Below are 21,981 nucleotides of genomic sequence, written 5' to 3'. Positions count from 1 at the left end.
GGCGGGGTCGGGGGGCAGTGGTTGGGTGTGCTACGGCTGGGGCGGCGGGCGTACGGGGAGGCGGTCTGGGTGGTGGCGGAAGCGGCGTGGGGCTGGTGACGATCGAGGACCGCGAGGCGGGTAACGACTCGTTGGTCAACGTCGGCATCGGCGGCGGAAACAACAACGTGCTCGACGTCAACCTGGGTGCCAACGACCCGCTGGCCAACGCGAACGTTTCTGCCGGGCTGACGGATAGCGGGCTCGTCGCCAGCACATCAGTCACCCTCGACCTGGGTGGCCTTGGACTCGATCTTGATATCGACATCGGCATTCCGGGCCCTGGTGGACTGGGCGGGCCGGGAGGCGCTGGTGGACCTGGCGGTGGTGGCTACGTCCTGGTCGGAAGTCTCGGTGGCGGTTCATTCGTCATCAAGTGCTCGGTGAACGACGCGCGTAACCTTCTGCAGGTTGCCGCGAACGGCAAGATCAGCAACGCCGAGATCAAGGCGTGGGCCCGGGCGACCGGTGTGCAGATCGTGCCCATCAAGCTTTGCCCGACCGCGAAGCGTCAGGTTGCCCAGATCTTCGCCCGTAGCAGCAAGGTCAATACCCTGCAGGGCGCGGTCGCCAACGACACGCTGATTATGGCCACGCTCAGCCGTAGCGGATACGACGCCAGCGACGTGGTCGCTGTCCAGCGTCGCAATGGGCAACTGATTGTGTACGTGTTCTGACAAGGACGGAGCCGGAACGAAAGCCCGAGCTCCAACGTTCTGAACGTGACCTTTCCGGTTCACAGACCCCACGCCCTCGGGGACCTGTAGCCGCCCCGCCACCCGCGGGGCGGCTTTCTTCCTTGTGGGGGCTGGGAACATGCAAATGAGCACTGAAAGTCTGTTGATCATACTCCTCGTCGGCCTGATTGCTGGGTGGCTGGCCGGTCTGATCGTCAAGGGCTCCGGACTTGGCCTGATCGGCGACATGGCCGTCGGGATTGTCGGGGCATTGATCGGTAGCTGGCTGCTCCCGCAACTTGGCATCGCCCTGGGATCGGGCGTGGTAGCAGCCATAGTGAGTGCGACGATCGGTGCAGTCATCCTTCTCGTCATCATCGGCCTCGTGCGGCGCGGCAGTGGCGGTGGACTGTTTCGACGACGCTAGCTTTTTTGGGTTAGCAAGGTCCGCTTCGGGCATACTGGTCATCCACTCAGCCGAGCGCTGCGCATTCTTGCCGGGCGGTGATCCTCAGCACCTGTTTGTCTTCGTGATTTTACTACTGAACTCAGGATCGACTATTGAGTAGGCCCTAGTTCCTCGGTGGTGGGCATCCCATGGCACTCGCAGGTTCAGCGCTCAGCCGTCGTGCTTTTCTTGTCGGCACGTCGGCCCTCGTCGCGGCAGGCCAGTTCGGGCTGTGGCCGGGTGTCGGCTTCGCCGAGGACGGGCTTGAAGTCAGCGCTACAGCCTGGGGCGATCTGTCCAGGCGGCTGCTTGGTCCCGTGCTCCGCCCGTCCGACTTCGATTTCGCGAAGTTCAATCTCCCCAACAATCTGCGCTACGCCGACATCCTGCCGACTGGGATCGCGCTATGCGCCAGCACCGCAGATGTGGTCGAGGCGATCCAGTGGTGCCGTGAGTACAGCGTGCCGTTCGCCGCGCGTTCCGGCGGCCACTCCTACGCGGGCTTTTCGATGTCGCGCGGCTTGACCATCGACGTGTCGATGATGAACGCGCCCTATTTCGACCCGAGCACCGGCATCGTGCGGATCGGCGCCGGTGCGCGCAACCAGATCCTCTATGCCCAGCTGCGCGCGGCCAATATCGCGATCACCCACGGCCGCTGCCCGACGGTCGGGGTTGCGGGTTTTGTCCTGGGTGGCGGCATCGGCTTCAACATGCGCGCCAACGGCCTCGCCTGCGATCAGGTAGTGGAGAGCGAGATCGTCTTGGCGGACGGCCAGGTGCTGACGCTCGACGCGCGCAGCAATGACCACACCGTCGCGGACCTCTACTGGGCCTGCCGTGGCGGCGGCGGTGGCAATTTCGGCATCAACACGGCGTTCGCGCTGCAGACCTTTGCGGCGCCGCCGGTATGCGCATTCCAGTGCAACTGGAGCGCTGAACCGGACGAGATGGAGCGCGTCTTCGGCGCCCTGATGGAAGCGCTCGACGAGGGGCCGGATACACTGGGCACGCGCTTTTCGGTTGGCGCGATTACCCCCGAACAGCTGCGCCGCCGGGAGCCGATGACGCTCGAGCTGATCGGACAGATTCATCACGGCACGCGCCAGGAGGTCCTCGACCTCTTGAAGCCAGTCTATGCAGTCGAGCAACCGGCGACCGAGAAGATCGAGGAGCTGCCTTACTGGGCCGGCCAGGATTTCCTCGAGGAGCCCGGCACGCCGGCGCCGTTCCAGGAGCGCTCGACCTTTCTGGTCAAGCCGCTCGACCCGGAAGGCCGGAAGATCGCGTTCGATTTCCTGCGCCGCTGGCCAGGGACCGGCACCGGCCCGGATGCTACAGCTGACTTCCGCTTCTTCCAGACCGGCGGCAGGGTCAACAAGGTCCCGGCGGACGCGACGGCCTTCGTCCATCGTAACACGCGCTTCATCGAGGATATCGGCCTCAACTGGCCGGTCGGCACCCCGGCCGCCGTGCTCGAGGCCAATTTCGCCTGGCAGGATGCGTTCTATGAGGCGATGCGGCCCCACACCAACGGGCAGGCCTACCAGAACTTCATGGACCCAGTGCTCGAGGACTGGCAGCAGGCCTATTACGGCAGCAACCTGCCCCGGCTGAAGGAGATCAAGCATCGCGTCGATCCGGACAACCTGTTCCGTTTCGCCCAATCCATCCCACCAGCCTGAGTGCGTTCTCACCGGCCAGGCCAACGGCTGCGGCAGTGACGCCAGCTCGGGCAAGTGGCTCAGTCGTGCGCGAGCTCGCAGGCATGGTGAGTTTCGTCGTCAGGATCGTCAAGCAGCGCCGTCGGGTAGGGCGGCTCGTAGCGCTTTGAGAGCGCCCAGTCCCGTTCGAACACGCTGGCGATCTGGCGCGCCACGCTGAGGTCGTCGACGACGATGCCGACCTCGCGTCGCGTGTCGAATGCCGGCTGGTCGAGGTTCTGGGTGCTGACCAGCGCCCTCGCACCATCGACCAGGATCAACTTGGCGTGGGAGCGCAGGTTGGTCTGCTTGTGAAGCTTGCCGCCCAGCTCCCGAAACAGCCGCCACAAGGCGAAGGAGTACATCAGATCGGGCTGATGCAGCCCATGCTTGCCGCCGCAGAGGACCCGGACATGCACCCCTCGCAGCAGCGCCGCATGGATGCGCTCGAAGATCACCGGCTCGGCGAATTTGGGGTGCTGGATATCAATGCTGGTTGCGGCATGGTCGATCAGATCGCAGACGAGGCTGCGGGCGTTACCCGGACTCCAGGCCAGCCGATGGCTGTGCAGCGGCTCGAACACCACCCGGTCCCAATCGCTGTCGAAGCACGCGCCAAGCTCCGCAGCGGCGGCCGCATCGGCGACAATGATGCCGTAATCGCGGGTGCCGCTGAAGTACTTCTCCATGAAATTGAACGTCGCCAGCAACAGCCGCTGGCGGTCGACGATCACCGACTTTTCGTGCGTGACGACGAAATCGGGGCAACTCCACGACACGGCGATACCGGCCGCTTCGAGGGTGGCAAAGGTGTTGTCGTTGATGCGCTCGCCGGTCGATTTCACCCCGTTCAGCATGACCCGCACCCGGATGCCGCGCGCATGCTGGGCGAGCACTTCCGCAAGGAGAGCAGGGTGGTCGAAGGTGAACTGCTTGACCAGGATTTCTTCGGTGGCGCTGCGCAGGAACTGCAGCACCGGGGCGATGCCGTCATCAGGCTGGACGATCAGCGTTTCGATGTTCATTGCCGGGACCTCGCGCCATCTGGCCGTGTCAGGTCGATGAAGCGATTTAGCATCGCATTGACCTGGTCAGGAACCTCCAACTGGCAGAAGTGACCGGAACCGACAGTGCGGCCATGCGCCAGGGTCGGCACCAGCTGCTGCAGCCGCGCCATATCGGTGCGCGCCACTGCCTCGTCTGCCGAGATGTAGAGGGCGGGGACGTCCAGCCGCCGTCCGCCAATGTCCGGATCGTAGTCGCGCAGGCCCTCGAAGGCCGAGACCATGACGTGCTGCGGGGCGCTGCTCATCCGCTCGAGGATCCAGTGCGCCCTGGTTTTGTCGTCGGACGGCAGGATCAGCGCCCGCGCTACGTAGTCGATCAGCGCCGCGCGGTAGGTCGGGGCACGGAGAGACGCGATCATCCCGGCGATGCCCGGCCATGCCGCGTCGGGAACGACAATGGCGGCGTCGAGCATCGCCACGGCCGCCACCAGTTCCGGATAGCGCACGGCCAGATCGAAGGCGACGATGCCGCCCATGCTGTGCCCGACGAGGATGGCCGGCGGCAGTTTCAGCTCGCCGCACAGCCAGGCGATATCGTCGGCAAAGCTCGGCATGGTGTAGGGCTGCACCGGCTTGTCGCTGCGGCCGTGCCCGCGCAGATCGAGCGCCAGGACCTGATGGCCGCGATCGGCGAAATAAGCGAGCTGCGGGGCGAAGAACTCGTGATCGCAACACCAGCCGTGCACGAAGATGACCGGTGCCTTTTGCCCGTCAACGCGCTCGAAGGCGAGGCGAACGCCGTCGCGGCTCAGCAGCTCATCCATCGCGCCCGACGGGCTCACGGCTCAGGCTTGGCGCGGCTCAGCGACCACACATAGTCGAGCATGCTGTAGGTGGCGGGGTAGGGCCCCTCGGTTCCTTTGACCACGAACTCGGCTGGGTCGGGCGTGCCGTGGAAACTGGTGATGCGGCCGTCGGGTCCGACGGCGAATACCGGCAGGCGGCTGGCGACCGGAGCGGACAGCGGATGCGCGGCGTTGTCGGGGCCGAACTCGAAGGAGGCGGCGGCATTGATGTTCGGTCCGATGGTCGAGCGCACGTGGCAGCTCATGCAGGAGGCGGTGGTCTGGAACCCGGTTTCGAGTTCGGAGTTGGCGAGGATCACCGGGTTGCCGAAATCATCGGTGAAGTCGATCTGGCTGCCGCGCAGCCGATAGTTTTTCCAGCGCGTGCCTTCGAGCCCGATGCCGGAAGGCGCCAGGTTGCAGCTGAGGTTATCGGTCGGGCAGGCGAGGCTGTCGCGCGAGCGGTTGAGCCAGCCCTCGTCATGGATGCCGTGTCGGAACGGGTTGTCGACATGCTCGAACGTGGCCCAGTGCCAGCGCGGCAGCACCTTCGACATGACGTGCAGCGCCGTGAGGCCATAGAGCAGCATCTCGCCGCTCGCGGTATCCCTGAACTCAGACCAGTGATAGCGGGCGCGATCGGCATCGGCGATTGGCCGCCACACCGCCTTGATTTCGATGGCATCGGGCGGAAAGGCAAGGTTGCGGCCCTCGTAATAGACCCGCTGCTGGCCATCGACGGAATAGAGGCCGTGCTCGCGGATGTAGTCGAAGGCGGCGCGGTTCATGCGCACCTCATCGACCTGATGGCCCTCGGTCCCCGGTGGCGTGGGCGGAACGTCGCGCAGCAGGGCAAGCTGGCGCGGGCCATCGGTGCCGTCGAGTTCGAGAACGGTCTGGGACTCCATGTCGGCCCAGGCGGGCGGCTTCTGACCGCCGTCCAGGTAGACCGCATCGGCCAGCGCCCAGGCCTGAAACACCACCGGCCCATCCGCGCCATAGGGCAGCGCCGGGTCGGCCTCGCGGGCGTTCAGGTCGACCGGCCAGGTCAGCGCGCGGAACAGGGACCAGGCGAAGCGATCCGGCTCCCGCAGCGCCACTGCGGGATCGTCGGGGATCTGCCACCCGGCCGACGCGTCCTCGGCAATTGCGGGTTGCAGGAAAAGGCACGACACGGCGAAGGCTACGACGGCAGACCTTGTGAGCATGCTCGGTACCTCATTCGCATTGCGACCGCCACGTTCCGGCGTGGCGAGCCGGATGGTAGCAGCGCAACGGCAGAGGCGAAATCACTGTGGCATCTTTGTCTCACCAGCGCCGCGAGCGTGCGCCGCTCAGCGAGCATCTGGTCAAACGACGCGAGGGAGATCTTGCCAAAGGCAAGAGGTTGGAAGCTACTCGGAGCACATTGCTTGGGACTTTCATAACATGTCATTTCGCGCTCTTCTGCTTGCTGGTGCTGCACTCTCCCTGACTTCGGCGGCTTATGCCGCTGACCCGATCGTCGAGGACACCATCGTGCCAGGCGTCGTCGAGGCGAGCGATCCTGGCTTTTATGTGCAACTGCTGGGTGGCGTGGCGAGCGGTGACCTCACCTACTATGACCTGCTGAACGCAGGAGTTGCCCTGCCGTATGAGATGGACCTTGGCTACGCCGTCGCAGGAACGGTGGGTGTCATCGTCGCGGACGGCTTCGCCGTCGAGGCAGATATCCTGCACACGAGTCGGGTCTACACTTCGTTTCCGAACGATACGCAGGGCACCACGAGCCTGATGGCGAATGCAAAGGCCAGCATCGTGCTGAACGACATGTTCGGCGTCTACGGCGCAGTCGGCGTGGGGTTGCTCCACAGCGTCAATTTCCAGGCAGGTGGCGCTGAGTGGGGCTATACCGGGTTCGGCTACCAGCTGATCGGCGGCGTCAGCGCCTCAATCATGGAAAATGTCGCCTTGATCGGTGAAGTTCGACTGCAGAACTCATTCGGCGCGATGGACGCCGACGACTCGACGCACCCCTATACCCTTGACGGTGGGCCGCTGGTCACCGCCATGGCTGGTATCAAGCTATCGTTCTGACAAACCCAGGCCCGAACGGGCCGCGCTCTAGCTTCTGGCCTGCTGCGAGTCGGCGAACGAGCCGGCCAGTGCGCCGCGCTGATGCGGCAATTCCAGCATGACGACCGAAGAGCCGATGATGAGCAGGGCCACACCAGCTGCCGCTGCGATGTCCGCGACACGCCGCACCATGCCGCGCGGCTCTTTCGCCGGCGGCTGCACGCGCACCAGGCGATATTCCGCCTCGATGTCGAAAATGTCTTCGGAAGTCGGCTCGTGCAGTTCGTGTTGCTGGCAACGCGAACGGATTGGCGCGAAAGCCGATGAACGCGTGACGGGCGCAAACATGGGGGTCTCCAGAACTGGCGCAGGCGTGATTGCCGCATGCGCCACAAACCACATTGGCCACGTCGTATCCTGAGGCCGATCTGATGCTTTTCTGAAATGCGTGGGTCAGCCCTTGGCGAATTCCATCGCCAGGGTAAAGCCCTCGACCAGGTGCTCGATGTCTTCGGCATGCTCGTAAGGCATCTGCTCGCGCGCGATCCAGATCAGCGGGTACTCAGGGATGGCGGCATGCACCTTGGCGAGATTGCGCCGACAGGCATCGGCATCACCCAGTTGCGCGTAACACGCCGCCAGCCGCGCATCGTGCCAGATGCCGCGTTGCGGCACGCGCTCGAGCGTATGCGCCGCCGCCTGGTAATCGCCGAGGCCGTACTGCGCCAGGGCACGATCATAGTGGTACCAGGGCGGGAAGATCGGATTGAGCCGCACGGCGCGATCAATCCACTCGATGGCTTCCTGCGGTCGGCCGCGCATCGCCAGAAGGTAGCCCATCTGCTCCACTGAATCGGCATCCGATCGGTTGAGACTGAGGGCGAGACGCAGGTCGCTTTCCGCTGCGGCGTGCTGGCGCAGGTAAATCCGCACCAGCGCCATCACCCGCGGCGCCACCGCCGAGCCCGGAGACAGCGTCGCGGCGCGGGTCGCGAGATCCAGCAACGCTTCGAGCTTTTCACGATCGGTGGTGGTGTAGCGTCCGATCATGAACCGGCAGAGCGCCAGATAGGAGAGGGCGATGCCGTAGGAGGGTTCCTTTTCGACCGCCAGTTCGAGCAACGGCAGGGCCTTTTCCGGCTGCACATGCTCGTAGCCGCGCAGGATCACCAGCGCACGGGTCACCAGTTCATAGGCCGCCAGCGTCTGCGCCGGCTTCACCGAGGAGCGCCGGATGCTGTCCTCATCGAGGCGCGACACCAGGCGATTGACGATCTGCTCGCCGATCTGGCGCTGCACGGCGAACAGTTCGATATCGTGCGCCTCGTAGCGTTCGCCCCAGAGCTGGCGCTGCGCCTTGGCATCGATCAGGTTGACGCTCACCTGCGCATCGATGCCTGACCAGCGCACCGAGCCTTCAACGAGATAGTCGGCGCCGATGCGCGAGGCGACATCGGACCAGGCGGCCGGCTCAAACGAAGGGAACTGGAAGCTGGAATTGCGAGCCAGCACCACTACCGAGCCATAGTGCGCGAGCCCGGTGATGATGTCCTCGGCAAAGCCGTCGACGATCGGCTCTCGCGCCACGTCGCCGCTGTCGTTGCGAAAGCGCAGGATGGCGACAACGGGCTGGCTGGCCGGTTCAGCCTCCGGCTCGAGCCGGCCGGTCAGCATGTAGCCGCGCCGCGATACCGTGCGGACCGTGTCGGCAGCATCCCCCAGGGCCTTGCGGATCTCGCGTATCGACTGGGTGAGGGAATCTTCGGTGACGTAGATGCCGGGCCAGACCGCATCCATGAGCTCGGACTTTGGTACAACCCGGCCGAGGTTACGCGCCAGGTGGACCAGCAGGCTGTGCGCCTTGGGGCGCAGGTAGATCGCCGCGCCGTCACGCGACAACGTGCCCATGTGCAGGTCGAGCACGAAGGATCCGAACCGGAAGATCTCGTCGGCAACGGTATCGGACAAAGCGAGGCACTCGCGAGACGTCGGGCAGGTATACCCGTACGTCCCGCGAATGGTGTCAAGTGAAGCGGCTCAGCGAAGCACGTCGACATCGGCGCCGCTGCTCACCTCGTCGTCGACGTGGTCGGGATGGCCGGCGAGCTGGATGTTGGCGCCGCTCGAGACCTGCGCGTTCACCTGGCCGCTGGCGAACAGCACGCCGCTGGCGCCGCTGGAGGCCTCGATGTTCAGGTCGACGCATTCAAGCGCCGCACCCGAGATCGAGGCACCGCTCGAAATCTGCACGGTGCCGCTGACGCAGGCGCCATCGAGATCGAGCGTGCCGGCGCTCGAGGCGCTGATGGCGATCGACTGCGTGTCGATGTGCGCCACCTTGATATCGGCGGAGCTGGACACCTCGACAGTCAGCTTGCTGCCGGTCATCCCCGAGGCGATAACCTCGGCTGCGGCACTGGCGCTCAGGGCATCCAGGGACGGCGTGACGATGGTGATGGCGACATGCGGATCGCTGAACGAGACGAGATCCCAGACGCTGCGCTCCATAAAGGCGCGCAGGCGGCCATTGACCACCTCGACGTGCAACTTGTCGAGATTGACCTGGTCTGCGGTCTCGGCCCGGATCGACTGGATCGGCCCGATTTCGATCCTCGCATCGAGCGACGAGCCGATGTCGACGCCGGTGAATGCAGCGCGATCATAGGTCTTCGAAGCGGCAAGGCTCGGCGATACGGACAGCGCGGCGATACCCCCGAGCAGCAGGATCGTGGTGAATAGCGGTTTGGTCATTTGAGTACCCTTGAGGTTGGCCCGTCGGCGCAGTGCAGACGGCGTTGAGCCTCAGATAGGGCGATCGCGGCACGAACTCCTGAGACCGTTCCGATGGATTTCTGATTTCCGTGGCGAGCATCGGAAAAACATCAGAACCGTCTCAGGACCCCCGATGCAGCCCGCGGCAAACTGACGGCATCCAAGGAGCGAACTCATGCAAGCCGCGAACCCGTACCTCACCGCCCCCATCCCCAGGGTCTTCATCAAGACCGCTGCGCCGATCATCCTGCTCACCAGTGTCAACGGGTTGCTGACAGTCGTCGACGCCATCTTCCTCGGCGCCTTTGTCGGGCCGGATGCGCTGACCGCGGTGACGCTGATGTTCCCGTTGTCGATGCTGCTGACGGCGCTTGCCACCATGGTCTCGAGCGGCATGGGAAGCGTGCTGGGCCGCCTGCTCGGTGCCGGCAAACTGGAGGAGGCGCGCCGCAGCTTTGCCGGTGCGCACGGCCTGGCGCTTGGGTTCAGTTTCGCGCTGATGCTCGCCTTCGCAGCGTTCGGCTGGCCGCTGGTGAGCTCGATCACCGGAGGCGACGCCAACCTGGCGCAGATGGGCCACATTTTCCTCAGCGTCTCCATCTTCACCGCGCCGATCGGCTTCGTGCTGATGCTGCAATCGGACGCGCTGCGCATCGAGGGCCGGGTCGGCTTCATGGCGATCACCGGGCTGTTCGTGTCGCTGGCCAACATGGCGTTCAACTACGGCCTGATCGTCTGGTTCGGGCTTGGTGTTGCCGGCTCGGCAGCAGGGACCGTGCTGGCTCAGTTGCTGGCGCTGGTCGCGGTTCTGGCCTACCGAGCGACGAGGCGCCTGCCGCTGAGCCTTTCGGTGGCAGACCTGCGCGGCTGGCGCTTCGGCTGGAAGCCGATCCTGGCGCTCGGCGCGCCGCGCAGCCTGACCTTTATCGGCATCTCGCTTGGCGCCACGGCCATCATCGTCGCGCTCCGCCTGTTCGGCGATGCCGACGTCGATGCCTCGGTAGCCGCCTATGGCGTCATCACGCGCCTTGTCACCTTCGCCTTCTTCCCGCTGCTGGGCATGAGCCTCGCCATGCAGGCCATCGTCGGCAACAATTTCGGCGCCGGCTTGTGGGCCCGTTCGAACGCCACCCTGCGGCTCGCGGTGGTCACGAGCCTCGTCTATTCGGGCCTGGTCGAGGCGCTGCTGATCGTGTTCCGCGACCACATTGGCGCGCTGTTCGTCAGCGACCCCGCCGTGCAGGCCGAAGTGGCGCGCATCATCCCGATGTTCTTGGCGTTCTACTTCACCTTCGGTCCGATGATGATGATCTCGAACTACCTGCAGAGCATCGGCGATGCCAGGCGTGCGGCACTGCTTGCCCTGTCGCGGACCTACGCCTTCGCCATCCCGCTGACCTTCGTGCTGCCGCTGATGTTGGGCGCGACCGGTATCTGGCTGGCCGCGCCGATCGCCGACATCCTGCTCGTCGCAGTCACCGCGCTGGTCGTCGTCAACCAGTCGCGCGCCACTGGCCGCAGCCCGTTCCGCACCGCCTGAGCCCGCAACCCAACGAGATCAACCATGCACGCCGAACAGAAGAAAGCCGCCCTCCTGGCCTACAAGGAACGGAAGCAGCAGATGGGCATCTATGCCGTCGTCTGCGTGCCATCCGGGCAAACCTGGGTGGGCCAGACCCGTAACCTCGACAAGCTGCAGAACCGCATCTGGTTCGCGCTGCGGCTCGGCAGCGAGCGCCCCGCCAGCCTCCAGGACGCATGGAACACGCATGGTCAGGACGCCTTCCGGTACGACGTCGTGGCCCAACTCGCCGACGCCGAAACAGCCTATCCCGAAGCTGCGCTCAAGGAACTGCTTGCAACCTGGCGTGATCGTCTTGGGGCGATGAGCATGGTGAGCACCTGAAATCGCGATGTCCGCTCAGGTCCAGCTCGCGCGCGACGCAGCGTATGCGACGATCCTCAACCGAAAACGCCGCGAATTTCATCTGCGGGTGGCGAAGGCCATCGAGACGTTGTTTGCAGACCGCCTCGAGGGTCAGGCGCATCGTTTGGCCCAGCATTTCGAGCTCGCCGGCAACGACGAGCGCGCCAAACTCTACTACGCGATGGCTGGCGAGGTCGCGCAGCAGGTCAACGCCAACGCCGAGGCTCTCGCGCATTTTGCTCGCGCCATCGCAGCGGCGAGGCGGCTCGGCGATCCGGAACACGAGATCGCCGCGTTGGCGGCCAGGCAGAAGAAATCAGAGGCGGCCACTGCGTGACCAGAGAGAGACGGGCGGCGAGTTGTGTGACCGCCGCCTTCTGTTAGGCTGGTGCCGCTCGAGGGGCGACAGAAAATGGCAAATGAGTTTGTCACACGTGGCTTCGTGGGGAAGCGTCAAGCCAGCAGCGCGACCAAAACCCAACGCATCCCGCCCGGCCAGCACGAGGTCAAGGACTTCCCGGTCCTGAGCGCGGGGCCCACGCCGCGCGTCGCCCTCGACCGGTGGAGCTTTACCATCGAGGGCTTCGTCCGTGAAAAGGTGAGCTGGAACTGGGACGAGTTCCTCAAACTGCCGGCCCAGCAGTTCACGGTCGATATCCATTGCGTGACGACATGGAGCAAGCTCGATACGCGCTGGACGGGCGTGAGCGTCGATACACTGCTCGAACATGTCGAGCTGGACCCCCGGGCCGCCTTCGTCACCGCCTATACGTTCGAGGGCTACACCACCAACATGCCGCTGCCCGACATCCTCAATGGGCGGGCCTTCGTTGCCTACGAGTATGACGGATTGCCGCTGGCGGCAGCCCATGGCGGACCGGTACGACTGGTCGTTCCCCACCTCTATTTCTGGAAGAGTGCCAAGTGGGTCACGGGTCTGAGGCTCATGGACAAGGACCGCTCGGGCTTCTGGGAGTCGGCCGGCTACAACAACCATGGCGACCCCTGGAAGGAAGAACGCTACACGGGCGATTGATGCAATGAACCTCCCTCTTCAGTGGCAGCTGGCAACGATTGCCGCGGTTCGGTCGGAGACGCCGGAGGTCAAGACCTTCAGCCTCCACTTGCCGGACTGGATGCGACACCGGGCAGGCCAGCACTACGACCTGCGGCTCCGGGCCGCCGACGGCTACGAGGCACAGCGCAGCTATTCGATCGCGTCCGCCCCGGAGACGGAAGGGCAGGTGCAGCTGACCATCGAGAAGATCAACGATGGCGAGGTGTCGAGCTTTCTGCATGAGGTGGCAGTGGTTGGTGACAGGATCGAGGTGCGCGGTCCGATTGGCGGCTATTTCGTCTGGGAGGCCGCACTCGGCGGGCCGCTGCTGTTGATCGGCGGCGGCTCCGGGGTCGTGCCCCTTATGGCGATGCTGCGACATCGGGCGGCGGCGGGTTCGCGGGTTCCGACGCGCTTGCTGCTCAGTGCACGCAGCTACGACGACCTGATCTATCGCGAGGAACTCGACGCGCTTGCCGCCGACGGATCAGGCTTTGAGGTATTCTACACCCTCACACGCAGCCAGCCTTCGGACTGGCACGGATACAGCCGGCGGATTGATGCAGCGATGCTGGCGACGGTCGCCGGACCACTGGGCAGAACGCCGCTCTGCTACATCTGCGGGCCAACCCTGCTGGTTGAGGCGGCAGCGAACGGGCTGGCCGAGATCGGCGTTCCTGCCAACCGTATCCGCACCGAGCGGTTCGGGCCCTCAGGAAGCTAAGAGGCGAAAATGGAAACCGAAGCCGACGACGTCAATCGTGCCATGATGCTCGACGGCAACGCGGTCGCCGGCCGATTTGCCGCCTTGTTCGGCGCCGAGATGACGACGAGCCTGACCGAGTGCGCGAGTTGCGGCCAGGACCACATGATGGGCGCGCTGCTCGCCTTCACCCATGCACCGGGTGTGGTGCTCCGCTGCCCAAGCTGCGAGGCCGTGATGATCAAGCTCGTCGAGACACCACGCGGTGTTTATCTCGATGCGCGCGGTGCAGCTTTTGTCAGGATCGCGAGGTAATCGCCTCTACCCAATGAGGTTGGCGCGAGCTTCGTTCCCGAGGAGGTGAGGGATGGCCGATGACGTCGACGCCTGGATGGCGAAGTATGAAAATCCACAAAAGCCCCTGGTTGAGGCGGTGCGCCAGGTTGTGCTGAAGGCTGACAAGCGCATGACCGAGACGATCAAGTGGCAGGCACCGACCTTTGTCTATAAGGGCAACCTGGCAAGCTTCTACCCCAAGTCGAAGGCTCATGTGAGCTTGATGTTCCACACCGGCGCGCAGATCCCCGGCGACTTCCCCTCGCTCCAAGGAACTGGGGACGTCTCGCGCGTGATGAAGTTTCTCGATGCGGCCGATCTCAAGCTCAAGGCGGCCGAACTTGGCCGGTTGGTGAGAGCGTGGTGCGACCTGCGCGATCGGGGGTAGGCCGCCGCTCAAGCTATTCCTCGGCGGCGGGCGCCGTACGCTTTGAGATTGACCCCGACAGTCTGGGTGGATCGCGATTCACCCTTGTCCAGTCGGGTATCTCCGCCGAGATGGTCGAGCTGGGCAGGCACGGGCGGGGTCGACGCCTGCCCGCCTGGAGAGCCTCCTCATTCTCGCAGATCGCGCTCCCTGGCCGACACTCCGCCTGAGGCAGAATCTGTTGCACCTTGGGGCGAAAGACGCTTCATGTATGCCGCAGTTATGCTGCCGCGGGGCGTCCTATGGAATTGCACCAGGTCCGCTATTTCCTGAAAGCCGGTGAAACGCTGAATTTCACGCGCGCCGCCGAGCAGTGCGGTGTCAGTGTTCCCTCCCTCAGCCGCGCAATCCATCAGCTCGAAGAGGAGCTTGGCGGGCAACTGTTCCGCCGCGAGCGTCACCTTACACACCTGACCGACCTCGGCCGCTTGATGCTGGAACATTTCACTCGGCTCAATGACGCAGCCGAAGCCGCGACCCGGGATGCCAGCGAGTATGCCAAGCTGAACGCGGCGCGCCTGAAACTGGGTATTTTCGCTTCGATGGGTGCCGACGTGCTCACCGGCTATCTTACGGCCCTCAAGGCCGAAGCACCCGGGCTCGAGCTCTTCATCTGGGAGGCCAATTGCGAGGAGATCGAGCAGGCCCTGCTGCACGGCGAAATCGACATCGCGCTGTCAAGCGTCGAGCACAAGGATGAGCGCATCCGGACCACGCCGCTCTACCGCGAATACTTCTATGTCATCTTTCCGCCCAGCCACCGCTTCGCCAAAATGAATGCCGTGCCGCTGCGGGAACTCGAGGGCGAGGACTATGTGCAGCGGGTCCACTGCGAGTTTCCGCAGAACCTGAGCCGCCTGGGGCACAAGCGGCCATTCGACTTCGTCAACCTCACCTACATCGGCGAGCGCGAAGAGTGGATACAGTCCCTGGTTCGCTCGGGGCTGGGCTGCGCAATCATGCCTGAGCATATCTACCTGATGCCGGGTATCGAGATGCGCCGGCTGGTCGAACCCGAAGTCCATCGACAGATCAGTGTCGCGACGGTGGCAGGCCGACCGCATAGTGCGCCGGTTCTGGCGGCGATCGCGGCAGCCCGGAAGAACCGCTGGCCAAATCCAGTCGAACTGCGGCAGGTCGCCGGGCCGCCGGCGAGTGACGTTGCGCACCGACTAACGACTCGTTAGCCCGTCAGCGGCTGTTCTTGACGACGGTTCGGCGGGATCCTCCTCCCATCCAAGAGGAGGATGCCATGACCAATGTCTATACTCAGACCAACGAGACGCGGAACCAGATCATCAACTTCAAGCGCGGTGGCGACGGCCAGCTTGTCGAAGTGCAGCGCGTTCCCACCGGCGGCAAGGGCACCAACGGCTTCACACCGCTGACCGGCGAGAAGTCGAGCCCGGACTCGCTCATCAGTTCCAACTCGATCGTGGTCAGCAAAGACCACAAGTCCCTGTTTGCCGTGAACGCCGGCGACAACACCGTTTCGGCGTTCGCCATCGGCATGGACGGTATGCTGACGCTCACCGACACCAAGGGCACCGGCAACGTGGTGACCGGAATGTCGGGCACTGCCAACAGCCTGGCCTTCAACGACGCCGACGGCACGCTCTACGTGTCGCACTCGTTCGGACCCGATCACATTCGCATCTTCACCGCCATGGGCGGCAAGCTGACGCTCCGGCCGCAGTCGCGGTCGGTCAACCTGCCGATGACGACGATGGATCGTGTCCCGACCCAGATCGTCCTCACCCCGGACAACAAGTACCTGATCGCCGCAGTGCTGTTTGACGCCCGGCCCAGCGAAGCCGGACTGACGCTTGCCAAGGAGAAGACGCTGGTGACATTCCCGGTGATGATGGGTGGCGCCCTCGGCGAACCGATCTTCAACGATGCCGGCGGCATCACCCCGTTCGCCAACGTGTTCCTCAACGGCAATCCCAATACCTTCGTGACCGTGCTCGCCGCCGAGAGCGCCGCGGTTCTTTCGACAATTGCCGCCAACGGCAACGTCATGAGCGGGAAGCCATCCAAAATCGACACTGTCGTAGGAGGCATGCCGACCGAGCCAAGCGAGATCTGCTGGATCAGCGTCAGCGAGGACAACCGCTACGCGTTCGGCGCCAACTTCGGCTACGGCACGGTGAGCACGTTCCGGATCGATGACAATGGCCTGATGGTCCGTCAGAGCACCGCCGCCCAGGAAACGGGCGATGGCACCTTCAAGGGCCTTGCCGGCGTGGTTTCGAGCGGAGCCGGTGACAACGCCGTCTCCGGTCCGTTCCTCTATCAGCTCTACGCCAATGCCAGGAAGCTGGTCGGTTACCGGATCGGCGATGACGGTCAACTCACCAAGGTCAGCGAGGCCGCGATCCCGTACAACTCAACCCAGGGTCTTGCTGTCGCCTGAGGATCAGCCCGGCTGGAGCGCTTCGCGGCACGAGGCGCTCCAGTCACCAGTCAGTGATCGACTGTAACCTTTCCTCACTTCGCAGCGAAATTCGTGACACAGGCGCACTCAAGCGCCAACAGACCTGCCAGCATCGCGCCGCGGCATATTTGGGCGGCGGCGTCGATGCGCGAACGACTGGAACCGGCTTGTCAGCGACTCGTGGCCCTCAACCAACCGACCTGATGTCACGCTGCCACAGGCCTAGGCGGGGTCGGATTGCGCATCATCTCGACCTGTCAACGCGTCAGCACATCCACGGGAGTCCCGCATGAAGAAGTCGCAACAGGCCGTCGTGGGCCTCATGTTCGTGCTCGCGGCCGCAGGGCCTGCCGGTCCGTCGCAGGCGGCGAGCCAACCCATCGTTGTCGAGCTTTTCACCAGCCAGGGATGCTCCTCGTGTCCGCCCGCCAATGCCAATCTCATCGAGCTCAGCAAACGCCGCGACGTGCTCGTGCTGAGCTTTGCGGTTACATACTGGGACTATCTTGGATGGAAGGACTCGTTCGGTCGGGAGGAATACACCGAGCGTCAGCGCATCTACGAACCCGCGCTCGGCCAGCCGGGGCCCTACACTCCACAGATGGTCGTCAACGGCTCTGCCACTGCCGTCGGCAACAATCTTGCCGAAATCGAACAACTGGTGGATGCGGCGGCTCCAACTACTACCCCCGAGTTGAGCCTGACGAATGGGCGCATCGACATCGGCGCCGGAGATGCACCTTCGATCGGCGCCGACGTCTGGCTTGTTCGGTACGACCCAAACGTCGTGCAGGTGCCGGTCGGCCGCGGGGAAAACACTGGCCGTACGTTGCCGCATACCCATGTCGTCCACATGCTGCGGCTTCTGGGTGAATGGAATGGCGCAGCCCGATCCTTCGATACAGGCGCCGCGGAAGACGGGATGCGAACCGCGGTGCTCGTCCAGAACAAGGGCGGTGGACCGATCCTCGCTTCGGTCACCGATTGAGCGAGGGAATGCAGCGCGGAAGCCCCCCGGTTCGTTGAGAGGCTACGTGAACCAGACTCGTTCGGCGTAGACGCTCAGCCGCTACGGCGAAGCACCAGCCAGGTCATCGTCGATCGGGACCAGGAGGGGCATTTCGGCGAACTGCTGCTTCAAGCTTGAAGTGCCATGCCCAGCGGATGCAGTGTGGCACACGAGGACGTAGCCATGCGGAGGAGGAAGCGATGGCCTACATGATGTCTGCAGCATTTCCGGTCCGACCGGGCAAGGAAGATCGCGTCAGGAACTTCGAAAAGGAACTGGCGCCGCACCGGGCCGAGTGGGATCGCCTATGCCGGGAGGCCGGCGACTTCAAGTTCTTCAGCGTTACGCTGCAGGAAACGCCCATGGGCAACCTGATGATCCAGTCCTTCGTCTTCAATGATCCCACCAAGGTGAGGCAGGTTTTCACCAGCTCGGCCCACGACAGTTGGTGGACGGAGTGGGTGAAGGACGTGACGGGCCTCGATATCACCGGCCCAAATGTTCCCCAACCGCCCATGCCGGCGTTCGTTTGGCAAGGCTGAGGAAATCTCCGGCAAGCCCACGCTTGAACGCCCCCGTCTTGATCGCGTCGCGGTCGGTGAGACAGGGCTATTCCCACCAGGAGGCACCCAGGGCCTCCTTCAACCGGATGGTCGTGTCGTTGAATTGCATGAGCGATGTCCCCGCTTTTGGGGTCAAGACAACCGAGACGATCCGCCTGGAGGACCCGCCGATCGCATGATTCAGCAGGTCGGCGACCTCAAGCCGTTGGAGACAGAGCAGGAGGTCCCGGTCGATCTGTGGGCTTACGTGGACGAGGCCGAGCTGCTTCCGCGCCAGCGCGGCGATGCGGTGCCCGCTCAGCCTCAGGACGCATTCGTAGTCGGTTCGATCCATGCCTGCTCCGAATATCGGCCCTTGTACCGCAATGGTTGGATGAGGGGAACGATCTCGGGGTGCCATGGTCGCTAGCCGATACGCTGACCCAACAGCCAGAACAGCACCGCGGCCCAGCCGACATGGGTGACGATCATGGTGACAGCGATGACCCCGACCGGCAGCGCGGGTATTGGGCCGACAAGAAGCTCGCCAATCCAGTAGGTCGGCACGATGCCTGCCACGAAGCGCCATGGCGATGGGATAATGGCGATCAAGGGAATGATGGCCGCGATGTTGGTCAGCTTGGTGAGCGCCAGGCCCTCCACCTTGTTCCGCGCCACTGCGGGGAGAATGACCGCCGCCAGGACGGATTCCGCCGCGACTGCCGCCACCAGGAGGATTTTTGCTTCGAAGGCAATCGAAGGAACGACGAGGGGAATGGCCACCGCGGTGATAGCGGCACCGATCAGTGCGGTGATAGTGACACGATAGAGCAGGAAACCCGACTTGCCGACCGGCGTCACATCGACCGCAAGCAGGACGCCATCGTCGCGGTCCTCGAGCAGCAGGAATCCGGTCACCCAGCCGATCAGGATGGCGGGGAGTACCAGGACGAACAACGCAACGTAGCTCGAGATCTCGGGAAGTCCAAAGGCGGCGAGTGCGGCGCCGTCCATCGGCTCGCGGGCAAAGGCGAAGGCAATCGCCGGCACAATCGACATCACGATCGCAAACAGCAGCATGGGATCCCGCGACACGTTCATGGCGTCGGATGTCAACAGGCGCAGGAAGCGGCGGGGTCGCAGGATGCTGAGCATCATTTTCCAAGCTCCCCCCGCAGGGCATGATGAGCGAGAGCAACTGCCCCAACTGCCGCCAGGGTCGCGACGATCATGGGGATCGTGACCTCGGCCGTGGTGGAGCTCACGACGCCGGTCGCCATCAGCAGCAGCCGGAGCTGGCTGACGGCAGGGATCACCGCGAGCCAGAGTGGAAAGGGCTCCAACAGCGCCAGGAAACCAGGTGCAATGAGCGGCGTCAGAAACCCCGCCGAGCCAATCAGGTAGCCGTTGACGGTCCTGAACCGCAGCGCAATCGGCACACCGATGCCGACATACTGGACAGCTGTGAGAGCGACGGTAACGAGCAACAGGGCAGGGTTTGCCACCTGATGGATGAACGGCACCAGCAGCAGGCATGACGTCAGCGACAGCCCGACCAGCGTGAACATCTTGCCCGCCAGATAGTCGACCGCCGAGACCGGTGACGCGGCCAGCGCCGTTCGTACGCCCTCCGCCTTCTCCAGCATCATCAATGCACCGAGAAAGAAAAAGCCCACTGCTGCCGGATCGGTGAAGATGATCAATGCTGGCACCCAGGGCGGCAACGCGCCCCCCAACAGCAGGAGGACCGTGACGTAGAGAGCGACGATGACGGCATAGGCCGCGTATATGCCGTAGCGATACTGCAGCCGCACATCATGGCGGATCAGTGCGATGGCCCGGTCGCTCATTGTCCGACCCCGGTTGCCCGGATGAATATATCATCGAGGCTCGCCTCCTGGGTGTGCATCGACACCACCTGACCTGCCGTAAGAAGTCCCAGGAACTCCGCGTTGTCGCCGATACCCTCCATGGCGAAGCTTCGCTTCTCCAGGCCGGCAGTCATGGCGGTCGTTACCTCGAGTTCGCTTCGCCCGAACTGGCGCATCAGCTCAGTGGGACTCCCGGTTACCGGGATGCAGCCGCCGGCAAGAAAGCCGACGCGATCGCAGATCTCTTCGGCTTCGGCCATATTGTGCGTGGTCAAGAAGATCGTCGTGCCTCGATCCTTCAGTGCCAGGATCAGGTCGCGGGTTAGACGCGACCTCGCCGGATCCTGTCCGGTCGTTGGTTCGTCGAGAAACACCAGGTCCGGATCGTGCAGCAGGGCGCGGCAAAGGTTGAGCCGCATCTTCATACCCTTGGAGAACTGATCGACGCGCTGGTGCGCGGCGTCCGCGAGATCAACAGATGCGAGGACCTCCATCGGGTCGCGCGTTGCCTTGCTGTAAAGACCAGCGAAGAGCTTGAGGTTCTCCAGGGCGGTCAGGCGAAGATAGACCGCCGGAAGCTCGAAGCTGACGCCGATGCGTTCATAGAGGTGCCGGCCCAGCGACGCTACAGGTTCCCCGAAGATCTCCGCGGTTCCGGAAAACCCTTTCAAGAGGCCCATCAGGATACGTTGCGTCGTGGATTTGCCGGCGCCAGATGGCCCAAGAAGGCCATAGATTTCGCCTGGTTCGACGCGGAACGTGAGACTGCTGAGGGTCGGAGCTGAAGCGCCCGGATAGGTGAAGACCAAATTCTCGACGCTGATCATCAGGTCCTCCGACAGGATGGTCAGTGTTCTACGCCCCGCGCCCACAACTCACAATGTTGAGTGGAGACCGGGCATTCTGTCGCAAAACCACTCGGTCACGCTATGACCTCTCGACGGCTATTGAGCAGCACGGCGGCGCCTGACAACGCGGCGATCACGGACCCGGCGAGGATACCGAGTTGCCCTTCGTCCTGCAGCACCGGGTTATCGGCAAAGGCAAGCAGACCGATGAAGAGGCTATGGTAAACCCGAAGCCACAGAGGGGTGCGACGCCGACCATCTGCCGCCAGCTCGCCGGAGGCTCCGCCCGTTCCAAATTGCTGCGACAGCCAAGGCGCGACCGAGGTTCGCCTCGGACCGTCCCGTTCCCGTCAGCGGGCGGCAACTGACAAGGAAGATCGCTTTCCCCGCCCCCATGGTACCGTCGGCCGCTTGGAAGCACCCGGCGATGAGCTGTAGTGTCCGTTTCTCGACAGTCCTTGTCGCCGGATGATGCGTCGTGCAGTCCGGCCTACTTGTCGGGTTCTGCCCCTCCCGGGTCGAATGCCACCAGTCTGCCGGAAACATCGACGATCGTGATGTCACTCGCACCGGCGAGACGAAGGTCACCCAACAGCCTGGTGAGGTCGGCCTGGGTAGCGGCCTCCATCCGTCCCGCGCCGGTATGCATTCTGAAGGTAATGAAATACGGGCTCGGGTGCTCTCCCTGGTCCGCGCGCTTGAAGAACCGCCAGATCATTCGGTGGGAGTGGCGTCTGGCGCCAGATCCGCGTCGTAGAGCGGCACGCGCAACGGCACAAACCCGGCCGTGAGCCGCCATACTATGGCTCGGACTGACTTGCCTTCCAGCGCCAGCGGCTGCCCCAGCGCCGCCTCGCCTGCCTTGAGCGCGCTCGTCGCCTCGATGTTGAAGTTGCGGGTTTTGTCGACCGTGCCGTCGTCCAGCACAGGTTGAACGTTGAAATGCTCCAGTGGTCCCAATGGAAATCGCCTGCTGTTGTGGAAAGGCGATGGAGACGCCCGCGGCTGGCTGTGCGGGTGTCCGCGGACGACTCCATCCTTGCGATGGGCGCGCTATGACACGCCCACCGAAACGTCTCGCCAGTCCCGAACTATCCTCCCTACGGTACCCAGGACCGCCCACACGAGGCGCTTTTGTGACGGAGGACTCCCATCACAACGGGTGGCGGTCGGCATGCATGGGATGCGCCGAGGGCCAAGGCCACCGGGCCCTCTGCAACCGCCACACCGATAGTCCGACAGCTTGGCGCGAGGGTAAAGTTGCAATTTGGCCACGGT

The 21,981-nt window shown here is 64.0% G+C and carries 26 protein-coding genes; 15 read left to right on the top strand and 11 right to left on the bottom strand.

Annotated features, from left to right (window positions below):
• Positions 1-95: 95 nt before the first annotated feature.
• The 3 genes from VW23_RS11965 to VW23_RS11955 all read left to right on the top strand — a co-directional run bounded on the left by VW23_RS11965 (position 96) and on the right by VW23_RS11955 (position 2,849).
• Positions 96-716 (top strand): hypothetical protein, encoded by a 621-nt coding sequence (locus tag VW23_RS11965; RefSeq protein ID WP_141728309.1) that lies wholly within the window; start codon positions 96-98, stop codon positions 714-716.
• 139 nt (positions 717-855) lie between these two features.
• Positions 856-1,143, top strand: coding sequence for a GlsB/YeaQ/YmgE family stress response membrane protein (locus VW23_RS11960; RefSeq protein ID WP_069909796.1), 288 nt, complete (start codon positions 856-858; stop codon positions 1,141-1,143).
• A 170-nt stretch (positions 1,144-1,313) separates the two neighbouring features.
• Positions 1,314-2,849 carry an FAD-binding oxidoreductase gene (locus VW23_RS11955; protein ID WP_084645987.1) on the top strand — a complete coding sequence of 512 codons (1,536 nt, stop codon included), beginning with the start codon at positions 1,314-1,316 and terminating at the stop codon, positions 2,847-2,849.
• A 59-nt stretch (positions 2,850-2,908) separates the two neighbouring features.
• Here the strand turns inward: VW23_RS11955 and VW23_RS11950 are convergent, their stop codons facing one another.
• From VW23_RS11950 to VW23_RS11940, 3 genes are read right to left on the bottom strand one after another with little or no spacing between them, the layout of a single operon-like run.
• Positions 2,909-3,892 carry a phospholipase D-like domain-containing protein gene (locus VW23_RS11950; protein WP_069909795.1) on the bottom strand — a complete coding sequence of 328 codons (984 nt, stop codon included), beginning with the start codon at positions 3,890-3,892 and terminating at the stop codon, positions 2,909-2,911.
• Entirely contained in the window at positions 3,889-4,716 is an 828-nt protein-coding gene (locus VW23_RS11945; protein ID WP_141728308.1) for an alpha/beta fold hydrolase, read from the bottom strand. Before VW23_RS11945 ends, VW23_RS11950 begins: the two co-directional genes overlap by 4 nt.
• On the bottom strand, positions 4,713-5,927 hold the full coding sequence (locus tag VW23_RS11940; protein ID WP_069909793.1) for a hypothetical protein: 1,215 nt from the start codon (positions 5,925-5,927) through the stop codon (positions 4,713-4,715). Before VW23_RS11940 ends, VW23_RS11945 begins: the two co-directional genes overlap by 4 nt.
• Before the next feature lie 220 nt (positions 5,928-6,147).
• Between VW23_RS11940 and VW23_RS11935 the strand changes: the two genes are divergently transcribed.
• Positions 6,148-6,795 carry an outer membrane beta-barrel protein gene (locus VW23_RS11935; RefSeq protein ID WP_069909792.1) on the top strand — a complete coding sequence of 216 codons (648 nt, stop codon included), beginning with the start codon at positions 6,148-6,150 and terminating at the stop codon, positions 6,793-6,795.
• A gap of 27 nt (positions 6,796-6,822) precedes the next feature.
• Here the strand turns inward: VW23_RS11935 and VW23_RS11930 are convergent, their stop codons facing one another.
• The 3 genes from VW23_RS11930 to VW23_RS11920 form a co-directional block, all read right to left on the bottom strand.
• Positions 6,823-7,122 carry a hypothetical protein gene (locus VW23_RS11930; protein WP_069909791.1) on the bottom strand — a complete coding sequence of 100 codons (300 nt, stop codon included), beginning with the start codon at positions 7,120-7,122 and terminating at the stop codon, positions 6,823-6,825.
• 105 nt (positions 7,123-7,227) lie between these two features.
• Positions 7,228-8,742 (bottom strand): winged helix-turn-helix domain-containing tetratricopeptide repeat protein, encoded by a 1,515-nt coding sequence (locus tag VW23_RS11925; protein ID WP_244513540.1) that lies wholly within the window; start codon positions 8,740-8,742, stop codon positions 7,228-7,230.
• Positions 8,743-8,811: 69 nt separating this feature from the next.
• Positions 8,812-9,525 carry a GIN domain-containing protein gene (locus VW23_RS11920; RefSeq protein WP_069909790.1) on the bottom strand — a complete coding sequence of 238 codons (714 nt, stop codon included), beginning with the start codon at positions 9,523-9,525 and terminating at the stop codon, positions 8,812-8,814.
• 196 nt (positions 9,526-9,721) lie between these two features.
• On the opposite strand from VW23_RS11920, the gene VW23_RS11915 reads away from it, so the two are divergent.
• The 11 genes from VW23_RS11915 to VW23_RS11865 all read left to right on the top strand — a co-directional run bounded on the left by VW23_RS11915 (position 9,722) and on the right by VW23_RS11865 (position 17,984).
• Entirely contained in the window at positions 9,722-11,086 is a 1,365-nt protein-coding gene (locus tag VW23_RS11915) for an MATE family efflux transporter (protein WP_069909789.1), read from the top strand.
• Positions 11,087-11,110: 24 nt separating this feature from the next.
• Positions 11,111-11,452, top strand: coding sequence for a GIY-YIG nuclease family protein (locus tag VW23_RS11910; RefSeq protein WP_069909788.1), 342 nt, complete (start codon positions 11,111-11,113; stop codon positions 11,450-11,452).
• A 7-nt stretch (positions 11,453-11,459) separates the two neighbouring features.
• Complete coding sequence (locus VW23_RS11905) at positions 11,460-11,810, top strand: hypothetical protein (RefSeq protein WP_069909787.1); 351 nt, start codon at positions 11,460-11,462, stop codon at positions 11,808-11,810.
• 75 nt (positions 11,811-11,885) lie between these two features.
• On the top strand, positions 11,886-12,509 hold the full coding sequence (locus tag VW23_RS11900) for a sulfite oxidase-like oxidoreductase (protein WP_069909786.1): 624 nt from the start codon (positions 11,886-11,888) through the stop codon (positions 12,507-12,509).
• Positions 12,510-12,513: 4 nt separating this feature from the next.
• Positions 12,514-13,254 (top strand): ferredoxin reductase, encoded by a 741-nt coding sequence (locus tag VW23_RS11895; RefSeq protein WP_069909785.1) that lies wholly within the window; start codon positions 12,514-12,516, stop codon positions 13,252-13,254.
• Positions 13,255-13,263: 9 nt separating this feature from the next.
• Positions 13,264-13,548, top strand: a complete 285-nt coding sequence (locus VW23_RS11890) for a DUF6510 family protein (RefSeq protein WP_069909784.1) — start codon at positions 13,264-13,266, stop codon at positions 13,546-13,548.
• A 52-nt stretch (positions 13,549-13,600) separates the two neighbouring features.
• Entirely contained in the window at positions 13,601-13,957 is a 357-nt protein-coding gene (locus tag VW23_RS11885; RefSeq protein ID WP_069909783.1) for a DUF1801 domain-containing protein, read from the top strand.
• Between the two features lie 281 nt (positions 13,958-14,238).
• On the top strand, positions 14,239-15,183 hold the full coding sequence (locus VW23_RS11880; RefSeq protein ID WP_069909782.1) for a LysR family transcriptional regulator: 945 nt from the start codon (positions 14,239-14,241) through the stop codon (positions 15,181-15,183).
• 65 nt (positions 15,184-15,248) lie between these two features.
• Positions 15,249-16,412, top strand: a complete 1,164-nt coding sequence (locus tag VW23_RS11875; protein ID WP_069909781.1) for a beta-propeller fold lactonase family protein — start codon at positions 15,249-15,251, stop codon at positions 16,410-16,412.
• 310 nt (positions 16,413-16,722) lie between these two features.
• Entirely contained in the window at positions 16,723-17,421 is a 699-nt protein-coding gene (locus VW23_RS11870; protein WP_069909780.1) for a DUF1223 domain-containing protein, read from the top strand.
• A 221-nt stretch (positions 17,422-17,642) separates the two neighbouring features.
• On the top strand, positions 17,643-17,984 hold the full coding sequence (locus VW23_RS11865) for an acyl-CoA dehydrogenase N-terminal domain-containing protein (protein WP_069909779.1): 342 nt from the start codon (positions 17,643-17,645) through the stop codon (positions 17,982-17,984).
• A 67-nt stretch (positions 17,985-18,051) separates the two neighbouring features.
• On the opposite strand, the gene VW23_RS11860 is transcribed toward VW23_RS11865, so the two are convergent.
• The 5 genes from VW23_RS11860 to VW23_RS11835 all read right to left on the bottom strand — a co-directional run bounded on the left by VW23_RS11860 (position 18,052) and on the right by VW23_RS11835 (position 21,663).
• Positions 18,052-18,339 (bottom strand): hypothetical protein, encoded by a 288-nt coding sequence (locus tag VW23_RS11860; protein WP_069909778.1) that lies wholly within the window; start codon positions 18,337-18,339, stop codon positions 18,052-18,054.
• Between the two features lie 71 nt (positions 18,340-18,410).
• Positions 18,411-19,142, bottom strand: coding sequence for a hypothetical protein (locus VW23_RS11855; RefSeq protein WP_069909777.1), 732 nt, complete (start codon positions 19,140-19,142; stop codon positions 18,411-18,413).
• Complete coding sequence (locus VW23_RS11850; RefSeq protein WP_069909776.1) at positions 19,139-19,834, bottom strand: fluoroquinolone export ABC transporter permease subunit; 696 nt, start codon at positions 19,832-19,834, stop codon at positions 19,139-19,141. The genes VW23_RS11855 and VW23_RS11850 overlap by 4 nt, the downstream gene beginning before the upstream one ends.
• A complete protein-coding gene (locus VW23_RS11845; protein ID WP_084645983.1) occupies positions 19,831-20,682 on the bottom strand; it encodes an ABC transporter ATP-binding protein in 852 nt (283 codons plus the stop codon). The genes VW23_RS11850 and VW23_RS11845 overlap by 4 nt, the downstream gene beginning before the upstream one ends.
• Positions 20,683-21,417: 735 nt before the next feature.
• Positions 21,418-21,663, bottom strand: a complete 246-nt coding sequence (locus VW23_RS11835; RefSeq protein WP_141728307.1) for a hypothetical protein — start codon at positions 21,661-21,663, stop codon at positions 21,418-21,420.
• Between the last annotated feature and the right edge of the window lie 318 nt (positions 21,664-21,981).

Origin of the sequence: Devosia insulae DS-56 (assembly GCF_000970465.2) — a bacterium.
Classification (GTDB): Bacteria; Pseudomonadota; Alphaproteobacteria; order Rhizobiales; family Devosiaceae; genus Devosia_A; species Devosia_A insulae.
This window is presented reverse-complemented; position numbering and strand designations above follow the sequence as displayed.

Coding starts and splice junctions, on each gene's coding strand:
- VW23_RS11895 (WP_069909785.1), top strand. CDS start 12,514: ATGAACCTCCCTCTTCAGTGGCAGCTGGCAACGATTGCCGCGGTTCGG.
- VW23_RS11905 (WP_069909787.1), top strand. CDS start 11,460: ATGTCCGCTCAGGTCCAGCTCGCGCGCGACGCAGCGTATGCGACGATC.
- VW23_RS11960 (WP_069909796.1), top strand. CDS start 856: ATGCAAATGAGCACTGAAAGTCTGTTGATCATACTCCTCGTCGGCCTG.
- VW23_RS11955 (WP_084645987.1), top strand. CDS start 1,314: ATGGCACTCGCAGGTTCAGCGCTCAGCCGTCGTGCTTTTCTTGTCGGC.
- VW23_RS11875 (WP_069909781.1), top strand. CDS start 15,249: ATGACCAATGTCTATACTCAGACCAACGAGACGCGGAACCAGATCATC.
- VW23_RS11870 (WP_069909780.1), top strand. CDS start 16,723: ATGAAGAAGTCGCAACAGGCCGTCGTGGGCCTCATGTTCGTGCTCGCG.
- VW23_RS11940 (WP_069909793.1), bottom strand. CDS start 5,927: ATGCTCACAAGGTCTGCCGTCGTAGCCTTCGCCGTGTCGTGCCTTTTC.
- VW23_RS11855 (WP_069909777.1), bottom strand. CDS start 19,142: ATGATGCTCAGCATCCTGCGACCCCGCCGCTTCCTGCGCCTGTTGACA.
- VW23_RS11890 (WP_069909784.1), top strand. CDS start 13,264: ATGGAAACCGAAGCCGACGACGTCAATCGTGCCATGATGCTCGACGGC.
- VW23_RS11910 (WP_069909788.1), top strand. CDS start 11,111: ATGCACGCCGAACAGAAGAAAGCCGCCCTCCTGGCCTACAAGGAACGG.
- VW23_RS11950 (WP_069909795.1), bottom strand. CDS start 3,892: ATGAACATCGAAACGCTGATCGTCCAGCCTGATGACGGCATCGCCCCG.
- VW23_RS11865 (WP_069909779.1), top strand. CDS start 17,643: ATGGCCTACATGATGTCTGCAGCATTTCCGGTCCGACCGGGCAAGGAA.
- VW23_RS11915 (WP_069909789.1), top strand. CDS start 9,722: ATGCAAGCCGCGAACCCGTACCTCACCGCCCCCATCCCCAGGGTCTTC.
- VW23_RS11900 (WP_069909786.1), top strand. CDS start 11,886: ATGGCAAATGAGTTTGTCACACGTGGCTTCGTGGGGAAGCGTCAAGCC.
- VW23_RS11930 (WP_069909791.1), bottom strand. CDS start 7,122: ATGTTTGCGCCCGTCACGCGTTCATCGGCTTTCGCGCCAATCCGTTCG.
- VW23_RS11880 (WP_069909782.1), top strand. CDS start 14,239: ATGGAATTGCACCAGGTCCGCTATTTCCTGAAAGCCGGTGAAACGCTG.
- VW23_RS11860 (WP_069909778.1), bottom strand. CDS start 18,339: ATGGATCGAACCGACTACGAATGCGTCCTGAGGCTGAGCGGGCACCGC.
- VW23_RS11845 (WP_084645983.1), bottom strand. CDS start 20,682: ATGATCAGCGTCGAGAATTTGGTCTTCACCTATCCGGGCGCTTCAGCT.
- VW23_RS11885 (WP_069909783.1), top strand. CDS start 13,601: ATGGCCGATGACGTCGACGCCTGGATGGCGAAGTATGAAAATCCACAA.
- VW23_RS11935 (WP_069909792.1), top strand. CDS start 6,148: ATGTCATTTCGCGCTCTTCTGCTTGCTGGTGCTGCACTCTCCCTGACT.
- VW23_RS11850 (WP_069909776.1), bottom strand. CDS start 19,834: ATGAGCGACCGGGCCATCGCACTGATCCGCCATGATGTGCGGCTGCAG.
- VW23_RS11920 (WP_069909790.1), bottom strand. CDS start 9,525: ATGACCAAACCGCTATTCACCACGATCCTGCTGCTCGGGGGTATCGCC.